Source organism: Cupriavidus sp. KB_39, assembly GCF_052114485.1.
GTDB lineage: Bacteria > Pseudomonadota > Gammaproteobacteria > Burkholderiales > Burkholderiaceae > Cupriavidus.
In genome coordinates this window covers 68,370-87,345 of the sequence record NZ_JBFREV010000040.1, presented here as the reverse complement: position 1 = coordinate 87,345, position 18,976 = coordinate 68,370, and the positions used below count along the sequence as shown (strand labels likewise).

Annotated in this window: 11 protein-coding genes and 4 pseudogenes; 8 read left to right on the top strand and 7 right to left on the bottom strand. The window is 60.5% G+C overall.

Going from position 1 to position 18,976, the window contains the following annotated elements; translation table 11 throughout:
* Positions 1–129, bottom strand: a pseudogene (locus AB4Z27_RS24095) (CopG family transcriptional regulator); the annotation flags it as partial.
* 53 nt (positions 130–182) lie between these two features.
* On the opposite strand from AB4Z27_RS24095, the gene AB4Z27_RS24090 reads away from it, so the two are divergent.
* Positions 183–728: a GAF domain-containing protein gene (locus AB4Z27_RS24090; protein ID WP_441645436.1), complete on the top strand. Its 546-nt coding sequence runs from the start codon at positions 183–185 to the stop codon at positions 726–728.
* A gap of 116 nt (positions 729–844) precedes the next feature.
* Here the strand turns inward: AB4Z27_RS24090 and AB4Z27_RS24085 are convergent, their stop codons facing one another.
* Together AB4Z27_RS24085 and AB4Z27_RS24080 are read right to left on the bottom strand one after the other, a co-directional pair.
* The gene (locus AB4Z27_RS24085) at positions 845–1,333 is read right to left on the bottom strand and encodes a hypothetical protein (RefSeq protein WP_441645432.1); all 489 of its coding nucleotides are present in this window, start codon (positions 1,331–1,333) and stop codon (positions 845–847) included.
* Entirely contained in the window at positions 1,323–4,202 is a 2,880-nt protein-coding gene (locus AB4Z27_RS24080; protein ID WP_441645431.1) for a DUF6531 domain-containing protein, read from the bottom strand. The genes AB4Z27_RS24085 and AB4Z27_RS24080 overlap by 11 nt, the downstream gene beginning before the upstream one ends.
* Before the next feature lie 616 nt (positions 4,203–4,818).
* On the opposite strand from AB4Z27_RS24080, the gene AB4Z27_RS24075 reads away from it, so the two are divergent.
* Complete coding sequence (locus AB4Z27_RS24075; protein WP_441645430.1) at positions 4,819–6,174, top strand: lactonase family protein; 1,356 nt, start codon at positions 4,819–4,821, stop codon at positions 6,172–6,174.
* Positions 6,175–6,299: 125 nt separating this feature from the next.
* Here the strand turns inward: AB4Z27_RS24075 and AB4Z27_RS24070 are convergent, their stop codons facing one another.
* A complete protein-coding gene (locus tag AB4Z27_RS24070; RefSeq protein ID WP_441645429.1) occupies positions 6,300–8,099 on the bottom strand; it encodes a hypothetical protein in 1,800 nt (599 codons plus the stop codon).
* 297 nt (positions 8,100–8,396) lie between these two features.
* Here AB4Z27_RS24070 and AB4Z27_RS24065 point away from each other — a divergent pair.
* Positions 8,397–8,597, top strand: a pseudogene (locus tag AB4Z27_RS24065) (amino acid ABC transporter substrate-binding protein); the annotation flags it as partial.
* 182 nt (positions 8,598–8,779) lie between these two features.
* Here the strand turns inward: AB4Z27_RS24065 and AB4Z27_RS24060 are convergent.
* Entirely contained in the window at positions 8,780–9,694 is a 915-nt protein-coding gene (locus AB4Z27_RS24060) for a LysR family transcriptional regulator (protein ID WP_441645428.1), read from the bottom strand.
* A gap of 384 nt (positions 9,695–10,078) precedes the next feature.
* On the opposite strand from AB4Z27_RS24060, the gene AB4Z27_RS24055 reads away from it, so the two are divergent.
* The 4 genes and pseudogenes from AB4Z27_RS24055 to AB4Z27_RS24040 all read left to right on the top strand — a co-directional run bounded on the left by AB4Z27_RS24055 (position 10,079) and on the right by AB4Z27_RS24040 (position 13,726).
* A complete protein-coding gene (locus AB4Z27_RS24055) occupies positions 10,079–11,494 on the top strand; it encodes an MFS transporter (protein WP_441645427.1) in 1,416 nt (471 codons plus the stop codon).
* A gap of 172 nt (positions 11,495–11,666) precedes the next feature.
* Entirely contained in the window at positions 11,667–12,923 is a 1,257-nt protein-coding gene (locus tag AB4Z27_RS24050) for a glutamate carboxypeptidase (protein WP_441645426.1), read from the top strand.
* A pseudogene (locus AB4Z27_RS24045) lies at positions 12,916–13,098 on the top strand (integrase core domain-containing protein); the annotation flags it as partial. The gene AB4Z27_RS24050 and the pseudogene AB4Z27_RS24045, both read left to right, overlap by 8 nt.
* The gene (locus AB4Z27_RS24040; protein ID WP_441645435.1) at positions 13,079–13,726 is read left to right on the top strand and encodes an amino acid ABC transporter ATP-binding protein; all 648 of its coding nucleotides are present in this window, start codon (positions 13,079–13,081) and stop codon (positions 13,724–13,726) included. The pseudogene AB4Z27_RS24045 and the gene AB4Z27_RS24040, both read left to right, overlap by 20 nt.
* A 406-nt stretch (positions 13,727–14,132) precedes the next feature.
* On the opposite strand, the gene AB4Z27_RS24035 is transcribed toward AB4Z27_RS24040, so the two are convergent.
* A complete protein-coding gene (locus AB4Z27_RS24035; protein WP_441645434.1) occupies positions 14,133–15,260 on the bottom strand; it encodes an MFS transporter in 1,128 nt (375 codons plus the stop codon).
* A 212-nt stretch (positions 15,261–15,472) separates the two neighbouring features.
* On the opposite strand from AB4Z27_RS24035, the gene AB4Z27_RS24030 reads away from it, so the two are divergent.
* Positions 15,473–16,366: a LysR family transcriptional regulator gene (locus tag AB4Z27_RS24030; protein WP_441645425.1), complete on the top strand. Its 894-nt coding sequence runs from the start codon at positions 15,473–15,475 to the stop codon at positions 16,364–16,366.
* A gap of 1,515 nt (positions 16,367–17,881) precedes the next feature.
* On the opposite strand, the pseudogene AB4Z27_RS24025 reads toward AB4Z27_RS24030, so the two are convergent.
* Positions 17,882–18,841 (bottom strand): annotated as a pseudogene (locus tag AB4Z27_RS24025) (response regulator); the annotation flags it as partial.
* Positions 18,842–18,976: the final 135 nt, after the last annotated feature.

Sequence of the window (18,976 nt, the reverse complement as noted above, 5' to 3'; positions counted from 1 at the left end):
GTTCGAATAGAAGCCCTCTTCCACCAGCAGATCGATCTGCCCGAGGTCCACCGGCCCAAGGTTGATCGTGATTTTTTCGGTCTCGCCGCCCTTGGGGCGAAGTGCGCCGCCCTGTGCCGCAAGGTCCATTTTTCGTTCCATGTCGCCCGATAAGTGGTTAGGTCTGCAACCATCCTAGCACCATCCCACTGGATGGTACCAGGAGTTTTTTCGCCTTCCTGCTGGCTGCCATTGACGCCCATCCCATCTACCGGGGCCACCACACACCGCGCATCTACGGATTGAGGAGCTACATCTCCGTACCGGTGGTACTGCCCGAAGGAACCTATTTCGGGAACCTCTGCGCGATCGACGCGAGACCGGCATCGGTTTCGAACTCGCGCACCCTGGCAATGTTGGAGAGCTTCGCGAGCCTGCTTGCCGCGCAACTTGCCACCGAACTGGCAACGCGGGGCGTCCATGCCGCGCTGTTGCATGAGCGCGAGATCGCAAACCTGAGAGATCCTATTGGCGCCCTGCAGGGCAGGACGCTGCCTGCTTGGCGACGTCCTAAGACGTGTGCGTCGGCATGTTCAGAATCGCCCTACAGGTTGGAAGTGGATTGGTCGATGGGGCCGACGGCAAACGTAACTGTTAGCTACGATAAAGATCGCGGCGCGTCGAGGTCCCTTTCCGGCCAATCTCGGCCGTTGCCCATCGGCCAGCCAGCGCCCGCTGTGCAGCTATAAACGGACACTACCCCCAACCGCGAACGGTGACCCTGTCGACGATTGCGAGAGTTCTTCGCGAGCGGCTAGTCTGCCGCATGCAGCCCGCCTTGCTGACGCCCAGCCATGTATCAATCTCAGTTCCATAGACCGCTTAACCCTGCATCGGCTCCGAACCACTCAGAACTGCCCGGTGGGCTGCTTTCTTTGATCAACTCCAGGAAAGCAACGACTGCCTCGGTCTGCTCCACTGAAAAGGAAGTACGGAACGCCTTCCACTCAGAACGAGGCTCATAATTTGGATTATCCGGAAGCAGAGCGTCCAACGCCAAGTGCAAATAGTCACCGTCCTGCAGAACCGCCACTAGGAGCGAAGGCAGATAGTATTTGAAGAAGTCATTATTTGAAGCGCGACGGATGGCAGACGGACTAATGCTGCGAATCCAGTGGTCAAGCGAGATCTCCGTCCACATGCGCCCAAAGAATTTCTGGACATCATCATCCACCTCGTAGTTTGCGATACCATCATCCCTCCTATGGCCGGGTGGAATGGGAGCGATAGCAAAAGCCGCACGAATAGTTGACTTTAATTCCGCAGATCGGCGGGCGTATTCGTTAGAGTCCATTGCAAATATCTACCTGTTGTACGACCTTTACCCAATCCCTTTGATGAGCCTTGTCCCCGCCCCGGAAACAAACGTTCATGATCTTCCGTCTCGCATTTGCGCAGGCTTGTAAAGCGTCGCGCTTTGATACAAGTAAGGCCGGGCTATCACCTGCTTTGCAGTACTGCTGTCCAGTCTTACAGGATTGATCCACATTGGTCTTCAGCTTCGTGTATTCATCGTCATCGCAATCCCCTGGCGGAGTGCTCTTGTCGAAAGCAGAAACGACTGCTTCGAGCACTTCTCCGCATGCCTTTTGAACCCTTACTAGGAACTGCATAGCGTACATACGCGGCGTCGCCTTTTCTGGTGTAAGACTAGGGTCAAGATCAACTGCGGCACTCGACCCCGGGAAAGTTGGAATGCTCTGGCCTGGACGAAGAGGGGGCGCATATGAGTTCGGCAATGGCGGCGTCGTTTGGGCATGTGCCGACCTGATGATGCCTGAGAGCCAGTCCTTTAGCCAACGCAGCACGGCGTTCCACCCTGATACCAGCCGGTTGGAAACGTAAGCCAGAGACGAGGGAGACGCCTCACCGTCAACCGAGAAGGGGCTAACAGGGCTCGACTCGGTGACGTGTTCCGGTATCGTGATGTTGTCCAGGATCTGGATCAATCTGTGAGCGGCGTCATAAGTGTAGCGCGTCACTAAATCGTAGGGTCCGACGACGCCGACAAGCTGCCCGACGGCATCGTACTCATATCGCGTATGAATCCCGTCGATATCGACGTCGGTCATCCGGCCGCGCGCATCATATGCATACTTGACTCTGGACCCGTTGACGTCCACAGCCTCAAGCAACCTGCCCGCGGCATCGTATTGCACTGCATAGCCGATCTGGCCTGCGCCGTTCGTCACGGTGGTTAAGTTGCCTTGGGCATCGTACGCGAAGCTCCATTGCCCGGTGACCGTGTCCCCTACCTTGTCGACGGCCGTCGCCACCAGGCCGTTCTCGTCGTACGTCCAAGTTGTGCTCGTCACGTCGCCCGACGGCTGGACATTGAGCCCTTGGCCACCCGTAACGTCGTTGGTCGGATACCAACCGTACACAAGTACATGGCCCTTCGCGTCATAGCTGAAATAGTCCACCCGCCCTGGTGCCGCCACCTTCTGCGGCAGGTTCCACGTCGGATGCCACTCGGACGTCGTGGTCTTGGCGTCGGCCGTGCCGTAGCCCTCGATGCGTTGCGTCTCACGGCCGAGCGCGTCATAGCTGTAGCGTGTCTCCTTGTCCGCAAAATCCCTTCTTGTCGCGACATTCCCCGCGGCATCGTAGGACACCGCCTTGGCAATGTCCCCGCATGCCGGGCACGGCGCCGAAGCACCGGTCGCGCGCAACACGTTGCCCTGCAACTCCGAGCTGAAGGTACGGTTGGTGCCGTCCGCGGTGGTCACCGATGTCTGGCCGTTGCCGAGGAAGCTCAGCTGGAACTTATCAACGCCGCCGGCGTGCTCGGTGCTGGTCGCTCGACCCAGCGAGTCGTAACCGTAGCTTGAAAAGCGGACGCCCTTTTCGTCGGTGATTCCCGTTAGCGCCCAGACAAACTGCGAGTTTTCGTAGTGATATTGCCGCGGCGCGCCGCCAGCATAGGTCACCGTACTCAGCATGCCGTAAGTTTCGTAGCCATACAGCAAGATCGTGCCATCCGGCATGGTAGCCGAGTTGATCCGGCCCGATATGTCGTAGGCGAAACGAATCGTCTGCCCGAAATGGTTGCGAATCTCGATCAGTAGGTTTACATGCGGCGCCACAGTTGTCGGGGTGCTGACATCGCTGTACTTGAGGGAGGTGATCCAGCCGTTGCGTTCTTTGACAACAAGAAGCTTCCCGGAGGCATCGTAGTCTTCTGTGCGATCGGAGCGTCGGTCGGTAAGCCGAAAGCCTTGCCCAGTGCCACCAGCATCGGACACGGCAATAGCCTGGTCGCCCTTGCCATCCGTTGCGGTCCAAATGCCGCCGCTGAGTGCAAACGTCGTAGATGTCCCGTCACCGCGGAGGGCCGACAGACTTGGCGTGGTGGCGGAGTATTTGGACAGGTCAAGACGACGCTGCCACTCATGCATCCAAAGTGCGCCGAAGCCATCGAGCGGCGGTACAAGATAGCTGGACTGATAGATCCGCTTCAAAGTCAACGGCTGGGGCCCACTTGCAACGAAATCAACCTCGTTTTGCCGTTTCAGACCAGCACCCACTGAGCAGGGGTTGCCCACGCTGCAGCTTTGGTCGGTTAAGGTGCTGACCGGAATCTGCGTACCCGGATAGATCGATTGATTCCCGATGCCGCATTGCTGTGCCCACGGTTTCGCCGCGTCTGGCTTGTAACCGTTCGCACACCAACTGACGGTATAAATCCACCCGTTGACACTGGTGTATGTCTGCCCGTCATCAGTCCTGTAGGTGATCGAACAACGACCGCTAGGATTGCCGACACCTAAATAGCTAGAACTTATTGCTGTGGATCTACTACTCAAATACGGGTTCCACACGGCAGGCAGTACCTCATTGCAAATTTCTGCTTCCGTGACGCGATACCACTGGGGCAGATTTTGGAAAGAAATACTTCCCCACTGCAGGTAACGCAAACTTACGGGCGGTTCGGCACGAGCGACAGGAATACATCCAGGCACGAAGGTGTTAATCAGAACGAGCGTCGCCAACGTTCGGTAGAGGCGGCCCCGGAGAAAAAGGGCGCGAAACCACGACACAAGCCAGAAGCAAGCCAACAGCTTGTTGAGCTTCTTGGCATTCCAGACGCCGGAAGGATTTTCTTTTGGACTCGCCTCATTCACCGCACCCGGTGCGCCGTTTCTTGAAATGACAGTTCGCATGCTTCGACCCTCCCCGTATGCGCGACTACCGCAGCGCCGCGTTGATTGATTTGGGTCGAGTCTAAACAATACCGCCTCATGCCATGTATCGCATGAAGCACATCAGAGATTAGGTAGACTAAGATCTGGGACGCACTTTCCGCGCCGTCTACCATTTAACGTCGCGTTGGATTGTGGAGCTATATGGCGCACATCTGGTCGTCTAGACAAACGGCGTATTAAAGTGGCTGAAATGCGTGGGATTGCTGCCATAAAGGCGGCGGCGTCGAATGTCGCAGATGGGTCGGCTGCCGCCGGCGACGATCAAGTCGAAAACTTGCTACGCGTTCGGGCATTTCCCGGGCAGAAGGCGTCGTCCTTCGCTGATCCACCGTTCCCCCGGCCGAGACTGGTCTCAGGCCCGACCCCCGCCCGTGACAACGCCATCGCATGGCGTCTCCCCACCAAAGCAGGGTACAACACTCGTTTCAAGTGCCGTCAAAGAGGACGTACGGCGCAACTTTTCCTCCCGATGCACACGTCATTGGACATGTGTGGCTCTGCGACATTCGAGCCGCGGCCAACTCCGTGTGTGCCGGGTCGCACCTTAAGCGCAGCAGCGCAACAAAAAAAATCCATGAATCGCGTCCCCTATTTCCTGCGGCACCGTGCCAGACTCTGGCAAGTCACTACCACCGTCTTCTTGTGTGGCATGCTTGCTGCTTGCGGTGGCGATTCGCCAGATGCGGCGACAGCACCAATGGATGCCCCGCCGCCAATAGTTGCGCCCACACCAGTGACACCGTCAGCCTTCTCCATCGGTGGCACCGTCAGCGGCCTTTCCGGTACAGGTCTTGTCTTGCAAGACAACGCCGGTGACGACCTTTCTGTTTCGGCCAGCGGCAGCTTTACTTTCGCCACGCAGGTTGCCCGTGGAAACAGCTACGCCGTGACGATCAAGAGCCAACCGACCAGGCCAAGACAGGTTTGTACCGTCACAAATGGCAGCGGTACGGCATCGGCATCGGTGGACAACGTTGCTGTGACCTGCGTCACGCAGAAGTTGGCCTATGTCGTCAATAACAACGACGGCACGATATGGATGTACTCCATCAAGGCCGACGGCACGCTCACGGCAAACAGCGCCAACACGGCCGTTACCGGGACCTTTCCCATGTCCTTGGCCGTGGATCCTGGCGGCAAGTTTCTTTACATGTTGAATGGTAGTTATGCATACATGTACACGATCAACCTTGATGGTTCGCTCACCGCTAACGGGAGTCCCAACACGGTCACTGGCGGTTTTTCCATAAGCATCGATTCCAGCGGAAGATTTGCCTATATGGCCGGAGGTAGTTCGCTGGTGATGGACAGAATCGATGCAAACGGCCAGTTGGCAGCCAATGGCACGCTCTCTCTCAGTGCAACGAGTCACCGCATCGCGTTGGCACCAAGCAGCAAGTTCGCCTACATATCCAACTATGGCGACGGCACGGTTTCGGCTTACATCATCAACGCTGATGGCACGCTCACGGCCAACGGCAGTCCGATCGCTGCGGGAGCATTTCCCCAGCCCGTGACGGTCGATCCCAGCGGCAAGTTTGTTTATGTCGTCAATGGGAACGGTGCCAACCAAGTGTCAATGTTCACCGTCAATACCGATGGCACACTCGCGGCCAACGGTACCGTTAGTGCCGGATTATCCTGGCCCGGTGCTGTAGTCGTTGCTCCCGATGGCAAGTCCGCCTATATCCCTTCGGGGAGCACTATCCTGCTCTACGCCATCAACGCCGATGGCACACTCACGGCCAATGGCACCGCAGCTTCGGTCTCCGGCCCCGTTGTTATCGACTCCAGCGGCAAGTTCGCCTACATCACGAATATGAGCAGCAACAGCGTATCGACATTCACAATCAACGCTGATGGCACATTCGCGCCTACTGGCACTGTGGCTACGGGACCTAGCCCGATCGGCTTTGCCATTGCCGAGTAGAGGCGTCCTGTCAAGGTTACTGGCGGACGATGGGCGTAGGGCAAGTCCGCCGCTTCCATCATGATCAGCTCGAACAACCGGTACGCCCCTCGTTGTCTGTTGAAAAAAATGGCAGACTGCAACAGTCACTGAACCTGGAAGGCAACCATCATCATGTGACCGTCACCGAAGCTAACCACGGAACCAGCGTACATGTCCTCGTAGTAGTGCGAGCTCGAACCGTCGGCCGTCGAGGACCAGTAGGCGGCGCCGACTGTCCAGCCCGCCGGCGTCCCACCTGTACCGCTGTTAGCCGTGCGGATATTTCCCAGTTGAGTGATCGTCGGAATCGCTAGCGTCACGGTTCCGGCATTCACCGTCTGCAAGGTCGTCACGTTCATCGCGCAAGTCGCAGCCGGACATACCGGAGTCGACGTGGCCGTTTGACGTGTTGCGGGGTCGCTCACAACCCCCATTGGCGGGATGCTGCTACCGTTGAATAGCGTCTGTAGCGTGCCCATATCGTCTAACAGGTAATTGCCGCTGAACGGGCCCTGATCAGCCTTCACTTCGTAGTACAGCTGCCCGTTGACCACCGTCGGGTACTGCAACGACCAGCCCCCATATGTCACGCCGTTCTGTGTGGTCGTCGGGTCGGCCCCGAGATTGATCTGGCTCGGGGCAGTCGTGCACGTAATGCTGATGTTGCTAACATTCCCACTGGCCGTGCCGGTCCCGCTCTGCACCGAACAATATCTGCCCGTTGCGATATCACTGCCATACCACCCGGCCTTCAGCGTTACAGCATAACTGCTGCCTGCCGTGACCGAGCCCAGGCTGAAGCTGCCGGCCGTCGTCACGGTTGCCTGCGTGCTGCCGTTCACCTGCACAGTCAGGCTCTGGCCGCTCGCCAGACCGGTTGCTGTGCCGCTCAGAGTGTACGTATTCGTCGAACACGTCACGTCGATATTGGTCACATTGCTTGCGGCTACCGTGCCGGATCCATTGGCCACGGTGCAGGTCTGGCCGGCAGGCTGGGCCGCCATGGTCACCGCATAGGATGTCGCGCCCAGTCGCGGCGTCGGCATGGTGAATCCGCCGTTCGTGCTGACCACCTGTGTGTCGCCATTGGTGTCGGCCAACTGCAGGCTCGCGCCGGTGGCCAGGCCCAACACCGTGCCGCCCACGGTATAGGTGGGTGGCAGCGACGCGTTGCGCGCGAGCGCCGCATTGGCGCACAGGCGGCTTCCGGCCGGGGCATCGGCACAGGCGGTCAGCGTCGCCGCACCGGCGGCAGCGGCCGAGGCGGGGCTGGCGACCTGGGCGCTGCGGCCGTCTGCGGCCGGCGTTGCGACGAAGCTCGCGTCATCGCTCGTCCACGACCAATTGGTGAGATCCCCGATTCCGTCCGCGCCATCCGAACGGCGAACCGCAACCAACACGGTTTGCGCGGCGCCACCGGCCGTCACGGCCAGCGTCGAGGGTGTCAGGGCCAGCATGTACGACTTGGCGGGCGCGGCCTGCACCACCAGGTGGGCGAGGCTAATGATGCGGCTGCCGTCTGGCAGCGTCGCCGTGGCTATGATGTCAGCGATGCCTGCAGCGATCGTCCGCACCGTGGCGTAGGTGCCAACAGGGTCGATCACTTCGCCCGCTGGCGCCTTGTCCGAAGCGGACACCACGGTGGCCACGCTGGGTTCGGACGAGGTCCAGGCAAAGCTCGCGCCCTTCACCTCGGTGCCGTCGGCCGCGAGCAGCATCGCCTTGAGCGTCAGCGTGCCGCCAGCCACTGGAGCGGCACTGCCGGTGTCGACCACCAGGCGCGATGCCGCCGGCGTCGCGGCCGGGGTCGATGCACTATCGTCGGAACCGCAGGCAGCGAGCAGCGCCGCGGTAAGCAAGGCGAGGCCGACAGCGCGCGCGCCGGCCAGAGCGTGTGGAAACATGGACCCAACCCGAATTGATATGAAGGAGGGCCGCGCCCTTCCGGACCGACGGCCATTGGCACGCTCTAATGGCGTGCACTGCGCGCGACTTTAGCAGCACAGGACATTCACCACTTCCCCCCACTGGGGGTGACAAGTCAACTATGTGGATTAAATACCACTTAGAATCCGGGTGAGGGCCCGTATTTCTTCTTATCAAAGAGGAAGAAAGTCGAATCCCGGCCGATTGCTCCCTGCTGCTTGTTGGGCAGAAGCCCCCGTACATTCGCATTGCAGCCGCTCGCGGCTTCGGTGGATATGCTGCGCAAGGACGACGTGCCGTTCAAGCGGATCGTTGATGGCACCATCGTCCAGCTGATGAAGTCGGGCGAAGCAACGGCGCTGTATGCCGAGTGGTTCGAGCAACCGGTTCCGCCGAAGGGCCTAAACCTCGAATTCAAGCTGTCCGACGATATGAAGGCCCTGATCCTGAATCCAAACGACAAAGCCTTCGATTAGCATTGACTGCATTGACACGGCAAAATCGCTACGTTCACGCCCGCGAGATCTGAGGGGGCCGGGCAACCGCATTTCCGCCCCCCCCCCAATCCTCCGAACTGAGAGGGGATCAATGACGCAGCAGCCCAGAACGCATTACCGGAGGCGCAGCACCATGGCTGACGCAGTCAGAATGTACTATCTCACGACGTCAGCGACGACAGGCGCTGTCGTGCCGCCGTCTCACGTATGCAATGGATGAAGTAGTCCGACGGAGTGGTCAGAATTGCGCCTTCCCGCTGAAGCAGCGCAATTTGCAACGTCGGCGGGTCCTCCGGTAGGTCGAGCTGAACCAGCTTGGAATCAGGGGCGACAATAAGCACGTGCCGGGTCAGCGCCATAACAGTATCGACGTTGAGCAGTAGCTTGCTGGTCAGCAGATTCGACGTGCACCGCGTAATGCGACGCGGCAGCGGCAGGTTGTATCGCGCGAACACCGTTTTTATATAGCCGGGAAACTGCTCGGTAGCATCCGCATGCAGCCATTCGGCATCCTGCAGCTCGGCAAAACTCGTCGCACCGGCGTACCGGCTTCCGTGCCGTGTCACGAAGGCGGTCGGAAACGACAACAGCGGCTCGCAGGTCACGAACGCGTCGTCCACCGGCGTCCCGGGCACGGCGGCCAGCGCAAAGTCCAGGCGGCTATTGCGCAAGTTGTCGAGCAGCTTCGGCAAGTTCCACTCGCGAAACTCGACCGATACCTCGGGCATCGCCAAACGGAACTGCGCGAACGCCTCTGAAATGACCATCGCCCCCGCCAACGGCGACACACCGATGCACAGGTGTCCACCCACTACACCTCGCAACTCCGCCATATCAGCCTCGGCGCGTTCGAACTCATGCACGATCAGACGAGCGCGGGTTAGCAATCGTCGACCTTTCTCTGTAATCGACACCCCCCATGAATTCCGCGTGAGTAATGCCACGCCAACTTCGGATTCCAGCTCGCGCATGGCACGCGTAATTGCTGGCTGGCTCACGCAGAGCACGCGCGCAGCGGCATTGATGCTGCCTTGTTCGGCGATAGCAGTCAGGGCTCGCAAATGATGCAACTTCATATCTATACGGCTTGATTGTCGACTGGTGCAGTTAGCTGTGCTTTTGATACGGACGACGATAATGAGGCAGCTCTACCGCTCGACGCCAGCATGCCCTGCCGACGCAAAGATACGTCCCCACTGCGGTGCATCTTGCCCCGCAGTGGGGACGGGCCGACGGCGTACCAGGCGTACGGCGGCCCGCATGCACCACTACCGCACGCCAGAAAATCGTCCCGCAGTGCAGTACAGCGCATGCTATTTCGCGTTGGAAGCGTTGTCGTAATCAATCTTCGGCGACCCCGCGCGACGCAATAACAATTCGTTATCCACATCCAGATTTGTGCGTACTCGCTCGCCCCAGATTTCCATAGCATGTCGACTTTGTATCACGGGCGATAACCCATGATTTTCGAGCGAGATACTAACCTGCTGACCACGCAACCAGCAACGAATGCCGGGCCATCCCGCTTCTCGCGCGGTCTTACTCTGTCGACGCTTGTCGCCCTTGTCATGTTGAGTGCGATCGACAAGCTGGTATTCGCGTTCGCCGGACCGGCCCTCTTCCGTGACCTGGAGCTGACCCCGATTGAGTTCGGCCTCGCTGGCAGCGCGTTCTTCTTGCCTTACGCTGTAGCTGGCGTCGCCGTTGGCATTTTGGCCGACCGCGTTCAGACGCGATGGATCCTCGCGGCTATGTCCTTGGTCTGGCTTACCGCGCAGTGCATGATGGCTTTCGCGGAGGAACTCGGTACGGTAATAGCGAGCCGTCTCCTGCTGGGCGCGAGTACAGGCCCCACCACTGCCGTCGCTCAGCATGCCGGATTTAAGTGGACACGCCCACAAGACCGCATGATGGTCTCGGGTCTAAATCACGCCGCGCTGGTAGCAGGCGGCGTGGTTGCCGCCACAACGTTGCCGTTTGTCGTGCAGCAGTGGGGCTGGCGCCCGGCCTATTTTGGGCTGGCTGCGCTGAGCGCACTATGGCTGTCGGCCTGGCTGCCATTTGCCTGCGAGGGCACCGAAGATCGAGAAGCAGGCGGGCATGGACGACACGGCGCAAAGGATCTCCCGGCACCGCTACCTAGCTACCGTAAGTTAATGTTGAACCGCACCTTCGTGGCCATAACGATAATCGGATTCGTCGGCTACGTTCCAAATGTGATCGGGTTCAGCTGGCTGATGGTGTACCTGCAGCAGGGACTACGGCTGACACCGGCCACCATGGCCAGCTACCTGACCTTGGTGGCCATCGGCATGATCGTGGCAAGCGTGCTGGCGATGGTCGCCAGTCGGCGTGCGTTGCAACAGGGGGCGTCCATTCGACGTGCAATGGTTTGGCCGCCGATGGTCGCCTGTGCTATCGGCGGCTGCGCGTACACATCACTGTGGCTGACAAGTGACCACGTGCCAGTGCGACTCGCGCTATATGCCCTCGGCGCCACCGGCGTCAGCCTTCTACCACAATACGCCTTCGCGATTGTCGGCCATATCGCCAGTCAGTCGCGGCGCGGCGCCATGCTGGCTATCCACAATGGGCTTGTTACCTCGGCAGGTATCGTCGGCCCCGTGCTGATAGGCGTAGTGATTGAGGCGGCCGACGGCAATGTCGTATCCGGACTGTCGCAGTTCTTCCACGGCTATGGCGTACTTGCCATCCTGGCTGCGTTCGCCGGACTCTGGACCATCCGTCCGGAGCAAACCGCCGCAGCAATCTCTGCGAGCTCTGCAGTGGGTAACATATCAGGTACATCTTCCGGGGCCGATCCACCACTCGTGCGCTCCGTCAAGGCGGATCGGCCCTCCAGAACGATGGCATAGACCATCAACTCCGGCCTGGCAAATCACACGCCACGCCACTCCAATCCCGTCCAGTTCAACAACATCCGCGCACCGCGGTGCGGCAGCGTGCTGCCGTCGCCAGCGTAGCGCGGTGGAACCCCTGTCCTCGCTGCAGCGCCTGTAGCGAATTTCACCATCCAGAGGAGAAGACATGAAACGCATGGTCCTGTGTGCGGTTGCCCTTGCAGCCGCCACGTTCGTAACCTCCGGCTGCTCGGATAGCAATGCAGCCAGTGCTACCTATGACAGCGCATTAGACACTGCGTCAAAGGCCCAACAGCCGGTCGTCATGCAGATGCTGGAGCAGATGGTCAATATTGAAACTGGAACTGGCGACGCAGTTGGAATGCCTCAGATGTCCGACTATCTCGCTCAGCAACTCGCGGGGCTTGGTGCGACTGTCAGCCGCCACAAGGCCGAAGCCGGCGTAGTCGGAGAGAACATTGTTGGACGGTTCAAAGGCACCGGCTCGGTCAAGATTCTGATGATCGCGCATATGGATACCGTCTATCCGAGAGGATATATCGCCAAGGCACCGTTCCGCGTCGAAGGGAATCGGGCCTACGGTCCCGGCATCGCGGACGATAAGGGCGGCATCGCCGTCATTCTCAACTCGCTCGCAATCCTCAAGTCGCGAGGCTTCAACGAGTATGGCGAGATCGTCGTCATGTTCAATACCGACGAAGAGAAAGGCTCATTCGGTTCGCGCGATCTCATTCAGCAACTGGCGGCGGCCGCCGACTATGTCATCTCCCATGAACCCAGCGGAGAAACGGAAGGCATCGGCCTCGCCACGTCGGGTATTGCATACGTCGAGGCAACAATCACCGGCAAGGCGGCACACGCCGGCGTCGCCCCAGAACTCGGTGTCAACGCGCTGACCGAGGCAGCCGACCTCATCCTGCGCACGCAGGACATCGACAGCAAGGATAAGGAGATGCGCTTCAATTGGACGCTGGCCAAGGCCGGCAGCGCATCGAACGCTATTCCCGACTCCGCCACGCTGAACGCCGACGTCCGCTACGGTCGCAACGAAGATCTCGACGCGATCAAGTCGATGCTCGACGAGCGGGCGCAACGCAAGCGCTTGGCCGCTGCCAAGGTAGAGGTTAGCGTCACACGCGGCCGGCCTGCCTTTAACGCAAACGATGGTGGCAAGTTCCTCGCCAACAAGGCGGCCTCGATCTACCAAGAGCTTGGCTATTCGTTGACAGTGTCCGATACCCGGACCGGAGGCGGTACTGACGCGGCCTACGCAGCGTTGTCCGGCAAGCCGGTGGTGGAAAGCATGGGCCTCCCAGGCTTTGGCTATCACACCTCGTCCGCCGAGTATGTTCTGGTAGATGCCATCCCGCGCCGCCTGTACCTGAGCACCCGCATGCTGATGGACCTGAGCCGCGGCCTCTAATTTCGTAAAGACCGTGAAGCGAGACTACGTCGCCTTCATGCCCAAGCCGGATGCGAAGACGGCCGTTCGCAACCTGGCAATTGCCTTCGAGCACTACAACGAGCAACACCCCCATAGCGCCCTGAATTACCGCTCTCCGCGGGAGTTCAGGCGGGCTGTGGGGTTCTCAACCTAAGGGTGAGACCGTGTCCGGGGATACGGGGGCAAATCCAGCGCTAGAGCCGATCCAACAAGGTGAGATTCTTGTGGACAGCATCTCTGTCAGCCATCGCAAGACCAATCTCCCAAAGCTGCGTTCCCGCGTCGGCATGGTGTTTCAAAACTTTGAGCTGTTCCCTCACCTCTCTATCGTCGAGAACCTCTGCATCGCGCAGATCAAAGTCATGGGACGTTCGCGTGAGGAAGCGCTCGACAACGGGATACGCTATCTCGACCGTGTCGGACTGCGCCAGCAAGCGGCCAAGTATCCCGGGCAGTTGTCGGGTGGTCAGCAGCAGCGGGTGGCTATCGCACGCGCGCTGTCAATGGATCCCATCTGCATGCTATTCGACGAGCCCACCTCGGCACTCGACCCGGAGATGGTCAACGAAGTGCTGGACGTCATGGTGGAACTCGCGCAGGAGGGAATGACGATGATGTGTGTCACGCATGAAATGGGCTTCGCACGCAAGGTTGCGGATCGGGTGATATTCATGGACGCGGGGCAGATTGTTGAAGATTGCTCGAAGGACGAATTCTTCGGTGATCCCGCCAATCGCTCCGACCGTGCAAGACAATTCCTGTCGATGATCCTCCAGCACTAGCTTCTGAAAGCGGCCCAAAGTACCCCGTTCCATCGGCGGTCTGTTACTGGGCGGCTGGTCCATGGGGAGCAAATCACAGAGGAAATTTCAGGCACCGTTTCCGGGAGCGGACGGCAGACCGATTGCATCTTGAGAGCCGAGAAGAACTGGACGCGACAACTCGGCTCCAACATGAACTAATGCGAGAGCCTTGTCTGGCTTATAACTTCGTAGGCCTTATTGACGGACTTGGCATTGATACCCGACGAAGCGCCCGTGATGATGGCAACTTTGTCCTTGATCATAACTTCTCTCCCAAATCGGGTTTATCGGAAACGGGTTCCAACCACTCCACCGGTTTTCCGTCGAGTGCCGCCTGGAGTGCCGCCCGGACGGCGATCGCAGGTCCTTCACCTCACGCAGTGAATCACGCCACCCGGCGACTGCGATTCGCCGTCGTCAATGCCAGGGCGGCTGCAGACACCAGGAGGAGTGCGCTGAAGCCGAAGGTGCTGGCGTAGCCGTGGGCATCGAATAGCAGTCCTCCGACCGTCGAGCCCAGTGCAATGGCCAGCTGAACCACGGCCACCATCAGCCCGCCACCCGCTTCGGCACTTTCCGGCAGCGTCGTTGCCAGCCAGCTCCACCAGCCGACGGGCGCGGCAGTCGCGAGCAACCCCCACATCGCCAGCAGCCCAACGGCGGCGCCGGTTTGTTCTCCGAACAGAGCCAGCGCCACGGCCACCGCGGCCATCGCGAGCGGGATGGCGACCAGCGTCCGGTACAGGTTGCGCGAGAGGAACCAGCCGATGAAGGCGGTGCCGATGAGGCCCGCCACCCCGATCGCGAGCAGTGCCAGCGACAGGGTCGCGGCGTTGACGTTCGTCGTCGTTTCCAGAAAGGGGCGCACATAGGTGAAAAGCGCGAACTGCCCCATGAAGAGAAGGCCAACTGCCGCCATCCCCCGCAGCACCAGCGGATCCGATAGCAGGCGCAGTGCATTGCGGGATCCGGGAGCCGGTGCGTCTGCCGGCATCGACGGCAGGCTCGTCCATTGCCAGGCGAAGGCGAGCACCGCGACGGGCACGAGACCGAAGAAGGCACCACGCCATCCGACCAGCGAGCCGATGAAGCTGCCCAGCGGTGCGGCGATGACGGTGGCGAGCGCATTGCCGCCGTTGAAGATCGCCAGCGCGCGCGGTACCTTCGACGCGGGAACGAGCCGGATGGCCGTAGCGGCGGACATGGACCAGAAGCCGCCGACGGACACCCCGATCAGGACACGGCCCATCATGTACATCACAAGACCCTGGGCCGAAGCGATCAGGGCACCGGACACGGCCATGGAAGCGGTCATACACAGCAGGACGGTCTTGCGATCCAGCCGCCGCGCCAAGGCCGGAAGCACGAGGCTGGTCAAGACAGCGAAAGCGCCGGACACGGCGATCGCCTGACCGGCCATGCCCTCGCTGACGCGTAGATCCGTTGCGATCGGCGTGAGCAGGCTGACCGGCATGAACTCCGATGCAATCAGTGCAAAGACGCATAGCGCCATCGCGAACACGCCACTCCAGTGGCTCGATGGTTCGCCGCGGGTAGCAGGAGCGACACATGATTGCGCTGTCATCGGCGTGCTGCAGAGTTTAGGGGGAAGGGTTGATGGAGCTTTCGTCATGCCCCAGATTATGGTGACGACCCACGCGCACTACTAGATAATGAATCCTGAATGCATCTAGTAGCCGGACTAATGAATGGGAGGCGGGAGTCGTGGCAAGGAAGAACCTGAACGACCTGCTTGGATTCGTGACCGTGGCGCGGGAGGGCAGCTTCACGCGCGCCGCGGCGAGTCTCGGGGTTACACAATCGGCGTTGAGCCAGTCCATCCGGGGGCTTGAGGAGCGGCTGCAGATCCGCCTCCTGACGCGGACGACGCGCAGCGTCTCGACGACGGCGGCCGGCGAGCGCCTGATGCAGGCCATCGGGCGGCGTTTCGACGAGATCGAATCCGAGCTCGATGCCTTGACCGAACTGCGGGACAAGCCGGCCGGCACGGTACGCATCACCTGCGGCGACCACGTGCTGCAAAGCAGCCTGCTGCCCAGGCTCGCGCCGTTGCTGCGAGAGTACCCGGACATCACGGTGGAGTTCGACGTGAACTACGGCTTCCGTGACATCGTGGCCGACCGCTTCGATGCCGGCGTGCGCATCGGCAGCACGATCGACAAGGACATGATCGCCGTCGCGATCGGCCCAGCGCTGCGCCTGGCGGTGGTCGCATCACCCGAGTATTTTGCGTCCCACCCGGCGCCGAAACAGCCCCGGGATCTGACGGAGCATCGTTGCATCAATCAGCGCATGCCGACTTCCGGCGGCCTATACGTATGGGACTTCGAGCGTCGCGGCCGCAAGGTCAATGTGCGCGTGGACGGGCCCCTCATCTTCAACACCACGCCGCCGCAAGTGGAAGCGGCACTCGCCGGCTTGGGCGTCGCCCTGCTGCCCGAAGACGAGGTGATGCCCCATGTCATCGGCGGGCGGCTGGTGCGCGTGCTGGAAGACTGGTGCCCGAAATTTGCCGGCTACCACCTCTACTACCCGAGTCGACGGCAGCCTTCTCCGGCGTTCTCGTTAGTCGTAGACGCATTGCGTTTTCGTGGGTGACGTCAGCGAATCCTGGAAAACGAAGGTGGGACGGCGGGTTGCGGTCCCGCTACAACGGGCGGTTCGCGCTAGTGGCCAGCCGACCAACAAGCAGCGCGTCGCTTGTCTCAGAAGGGTCGGATGCAGTCCCCCGCCCAACGCGCCCAGCGGCGGAAGTTCAGACGGCCGAGACCGGCCAATGCCAGTCATTCCGCCTGCGTCTACTAAGTGACCGAACATGGTGCCGTAACGGCCGGTTCGACAGCCGTGCTATCTCGCCCCTGGTTTGATACACCTTACAAAAGCACCGCAGGCAACTTAAGCAACGTGGCCTTGACCGGGGTATTGCCCGACCATGAGCAGCAACATGGGCAGCGCGGGAGGTACGGCGATGGCCAATAGCGCGCTCTTGTTCACAATGACGGGCCGAATCTTTGTCACTGACTCATAGAGGGTCTGGGTATCGGCGGTCGCGCCGAGTTCCGCTGCAACGGCCGGCTAGCACGATAACCCGCGAACCTGTCCTTTAGAGCGGGGCCCGCTCACTATCCCGACGCGGAATGGTAGTTCACGGGCGAACCGGCAGACCGCGAATGGGCGGAATTTGCCTCTGTCGCCAGGGCGACCGTCACGGAGAGAGCGACGGCGGAGACAGGCCGCAGCGGACATTGAGACTCTCACCCAGGTTCGTGGCCATGCACCGGCGGCGGCTAGACGCCATCTCCCTACCGAGGAGCTTGCCAAAGTTTCGTGTCGTGCTGGCAACGGCCAAATATGAGTGGTGATCTAGCTACCTTCCTGAACTGCCCCCGAAGCGCGGGGCGCCTCGAAGGAGAGCCGGACAATGCGCGCCGGGATATGTTCGGTCTGTAGCCGCGCCCCGAACTCGCGTGCAAAAGCTTCGCAGCTTGCCATCCCGGAGGCGTCGACGGCATACCTCTCGTCCGGCCGATCCGATATCTTTTGACCCGCGATGGCCATTTGTACGGCCAGCAACCCGGTACTGCGGACCGTGGCCTGAAGGGTCACCCGTAGCGAAGCCTCGGTGCGCATAGAGACTGTATTGAGGGCGCTTCGGACCAGCTCTCTGTAGAGCGTGCGATTTACCCAGACCGGCAGGCGCACGGCCCCTTCAGCCTGCCACTCGAGCGCCGGGCTTGCCTTCCCCCGATCATGCCAATCCTTGACAATCGCCTGTGTTTCCGTGTCCAGGCACACCTGCGACAGGACCGGCGCCTCTTTCTGCATGGTCAGCAGTTTCCGGGCATCGTCGAGCTGTTCACGAAACCTCGCCCACAGCGCCCCTGCGCTTTCCGCTTGCACCGCAGCCGATGCAGCTGCATCCACGTTGAAGATTTCTGTCAATATGTCAGCGGTCCGCGAAAGCGCCCCGTAATGATCAAGCAGAAGGGTATGCCTCGCTGCGTCGAATGCCGTGGCCCGAGCGGCTTCGTCGCGCAGCGTGACAAACAACGCTTCGCGCGGCGTAACATCGATGGTTCCACATAACATGGCGACCCTCTCGCCATCAGCGTTGTGGACAGGAGCACCCCAATGGTGGGCAAGGAATACTCTGCCGTCGTCGCGGATGCCTCCCCACTCCAGACCGTATGCAGCATCGTGCTTCACCGCTTCCGTGAAACGCCGGGTTAGAAGTTCCGACTGGCGCGCATCGTTGCTGAACTGGGCAAGCACTTCCTCGAGCGAGGTTCCCGTCAGTTCCGCATGTTCTCCTGCCGCGAGACGCGCCCGATCGTTCGCATAGAGCACACGTCCTGCGCTATCACGCAGCGTCGCAGGCACCGGCAACGCATCGACCACGCTGCGCATTTCCATTCCCCCTGACGATGACATGTCGCCACCACTGACCTGTCCTGCCGCTTCACCAGTTTCATAGCGCCGCACGAGTTCGCCGAGTTCGATCAGTGTGCGCACGTTCAGCTTCTTCATCAACCGCGTCTTGTAGGTACCGATGGTTCGATCGCTTAGCAGCAACCGTTCCGCGATCTCGGTCATGCGCATGCCCTCCGCCAGGTAGCGCATCACGGTCAGTTCGCGAGGAGACAACGCGAGCAAACGCTCGGCTTCCGGGGATGGCGCCGCGCCGGCAGATTCCGACATCGGGAAGTAAGTTCGACGCAAACCGAGCGCCCGCACGCCTGCGACAAGTTCTTCGGGCGCGCCGGCTTTGCTGACAAAGCCGGCGGCGCCGGCTTCCGTGGCCAGCGCAATGGAAGCCGCACTGTCGATCGCGCTGTAAACCAGGCTATGTACCGCGCTGGCGTAATGCCGCAGGCGGCGTAGTACCTCCAGGCCATTCAGGCGGTGGAGACGGAACTCCAGGATGAGGATCTCTGCCTGTAACTGGCGAACGTGACGGATGGCATCTAGTCCATCGGCGGTTTCCGCGAGCACCTCGTGCCCCGCTCGCTCGAGCAGCAAACGGGCGCCCTGCCGTATCAGGGGATGTGGATCAGCAATAACAATGCGGCCCATTCGACACTCCGTTAGATGACCCGGCACGCGCGGCGTGGTGAAGGGAGTGTAGTGGTTTCCTGACACGAAAATCGTGGTTCCCTTATTTTGGCGGCTTCCGGCGATTTCCATACTTTCAGTGTTCCCAATCACTGC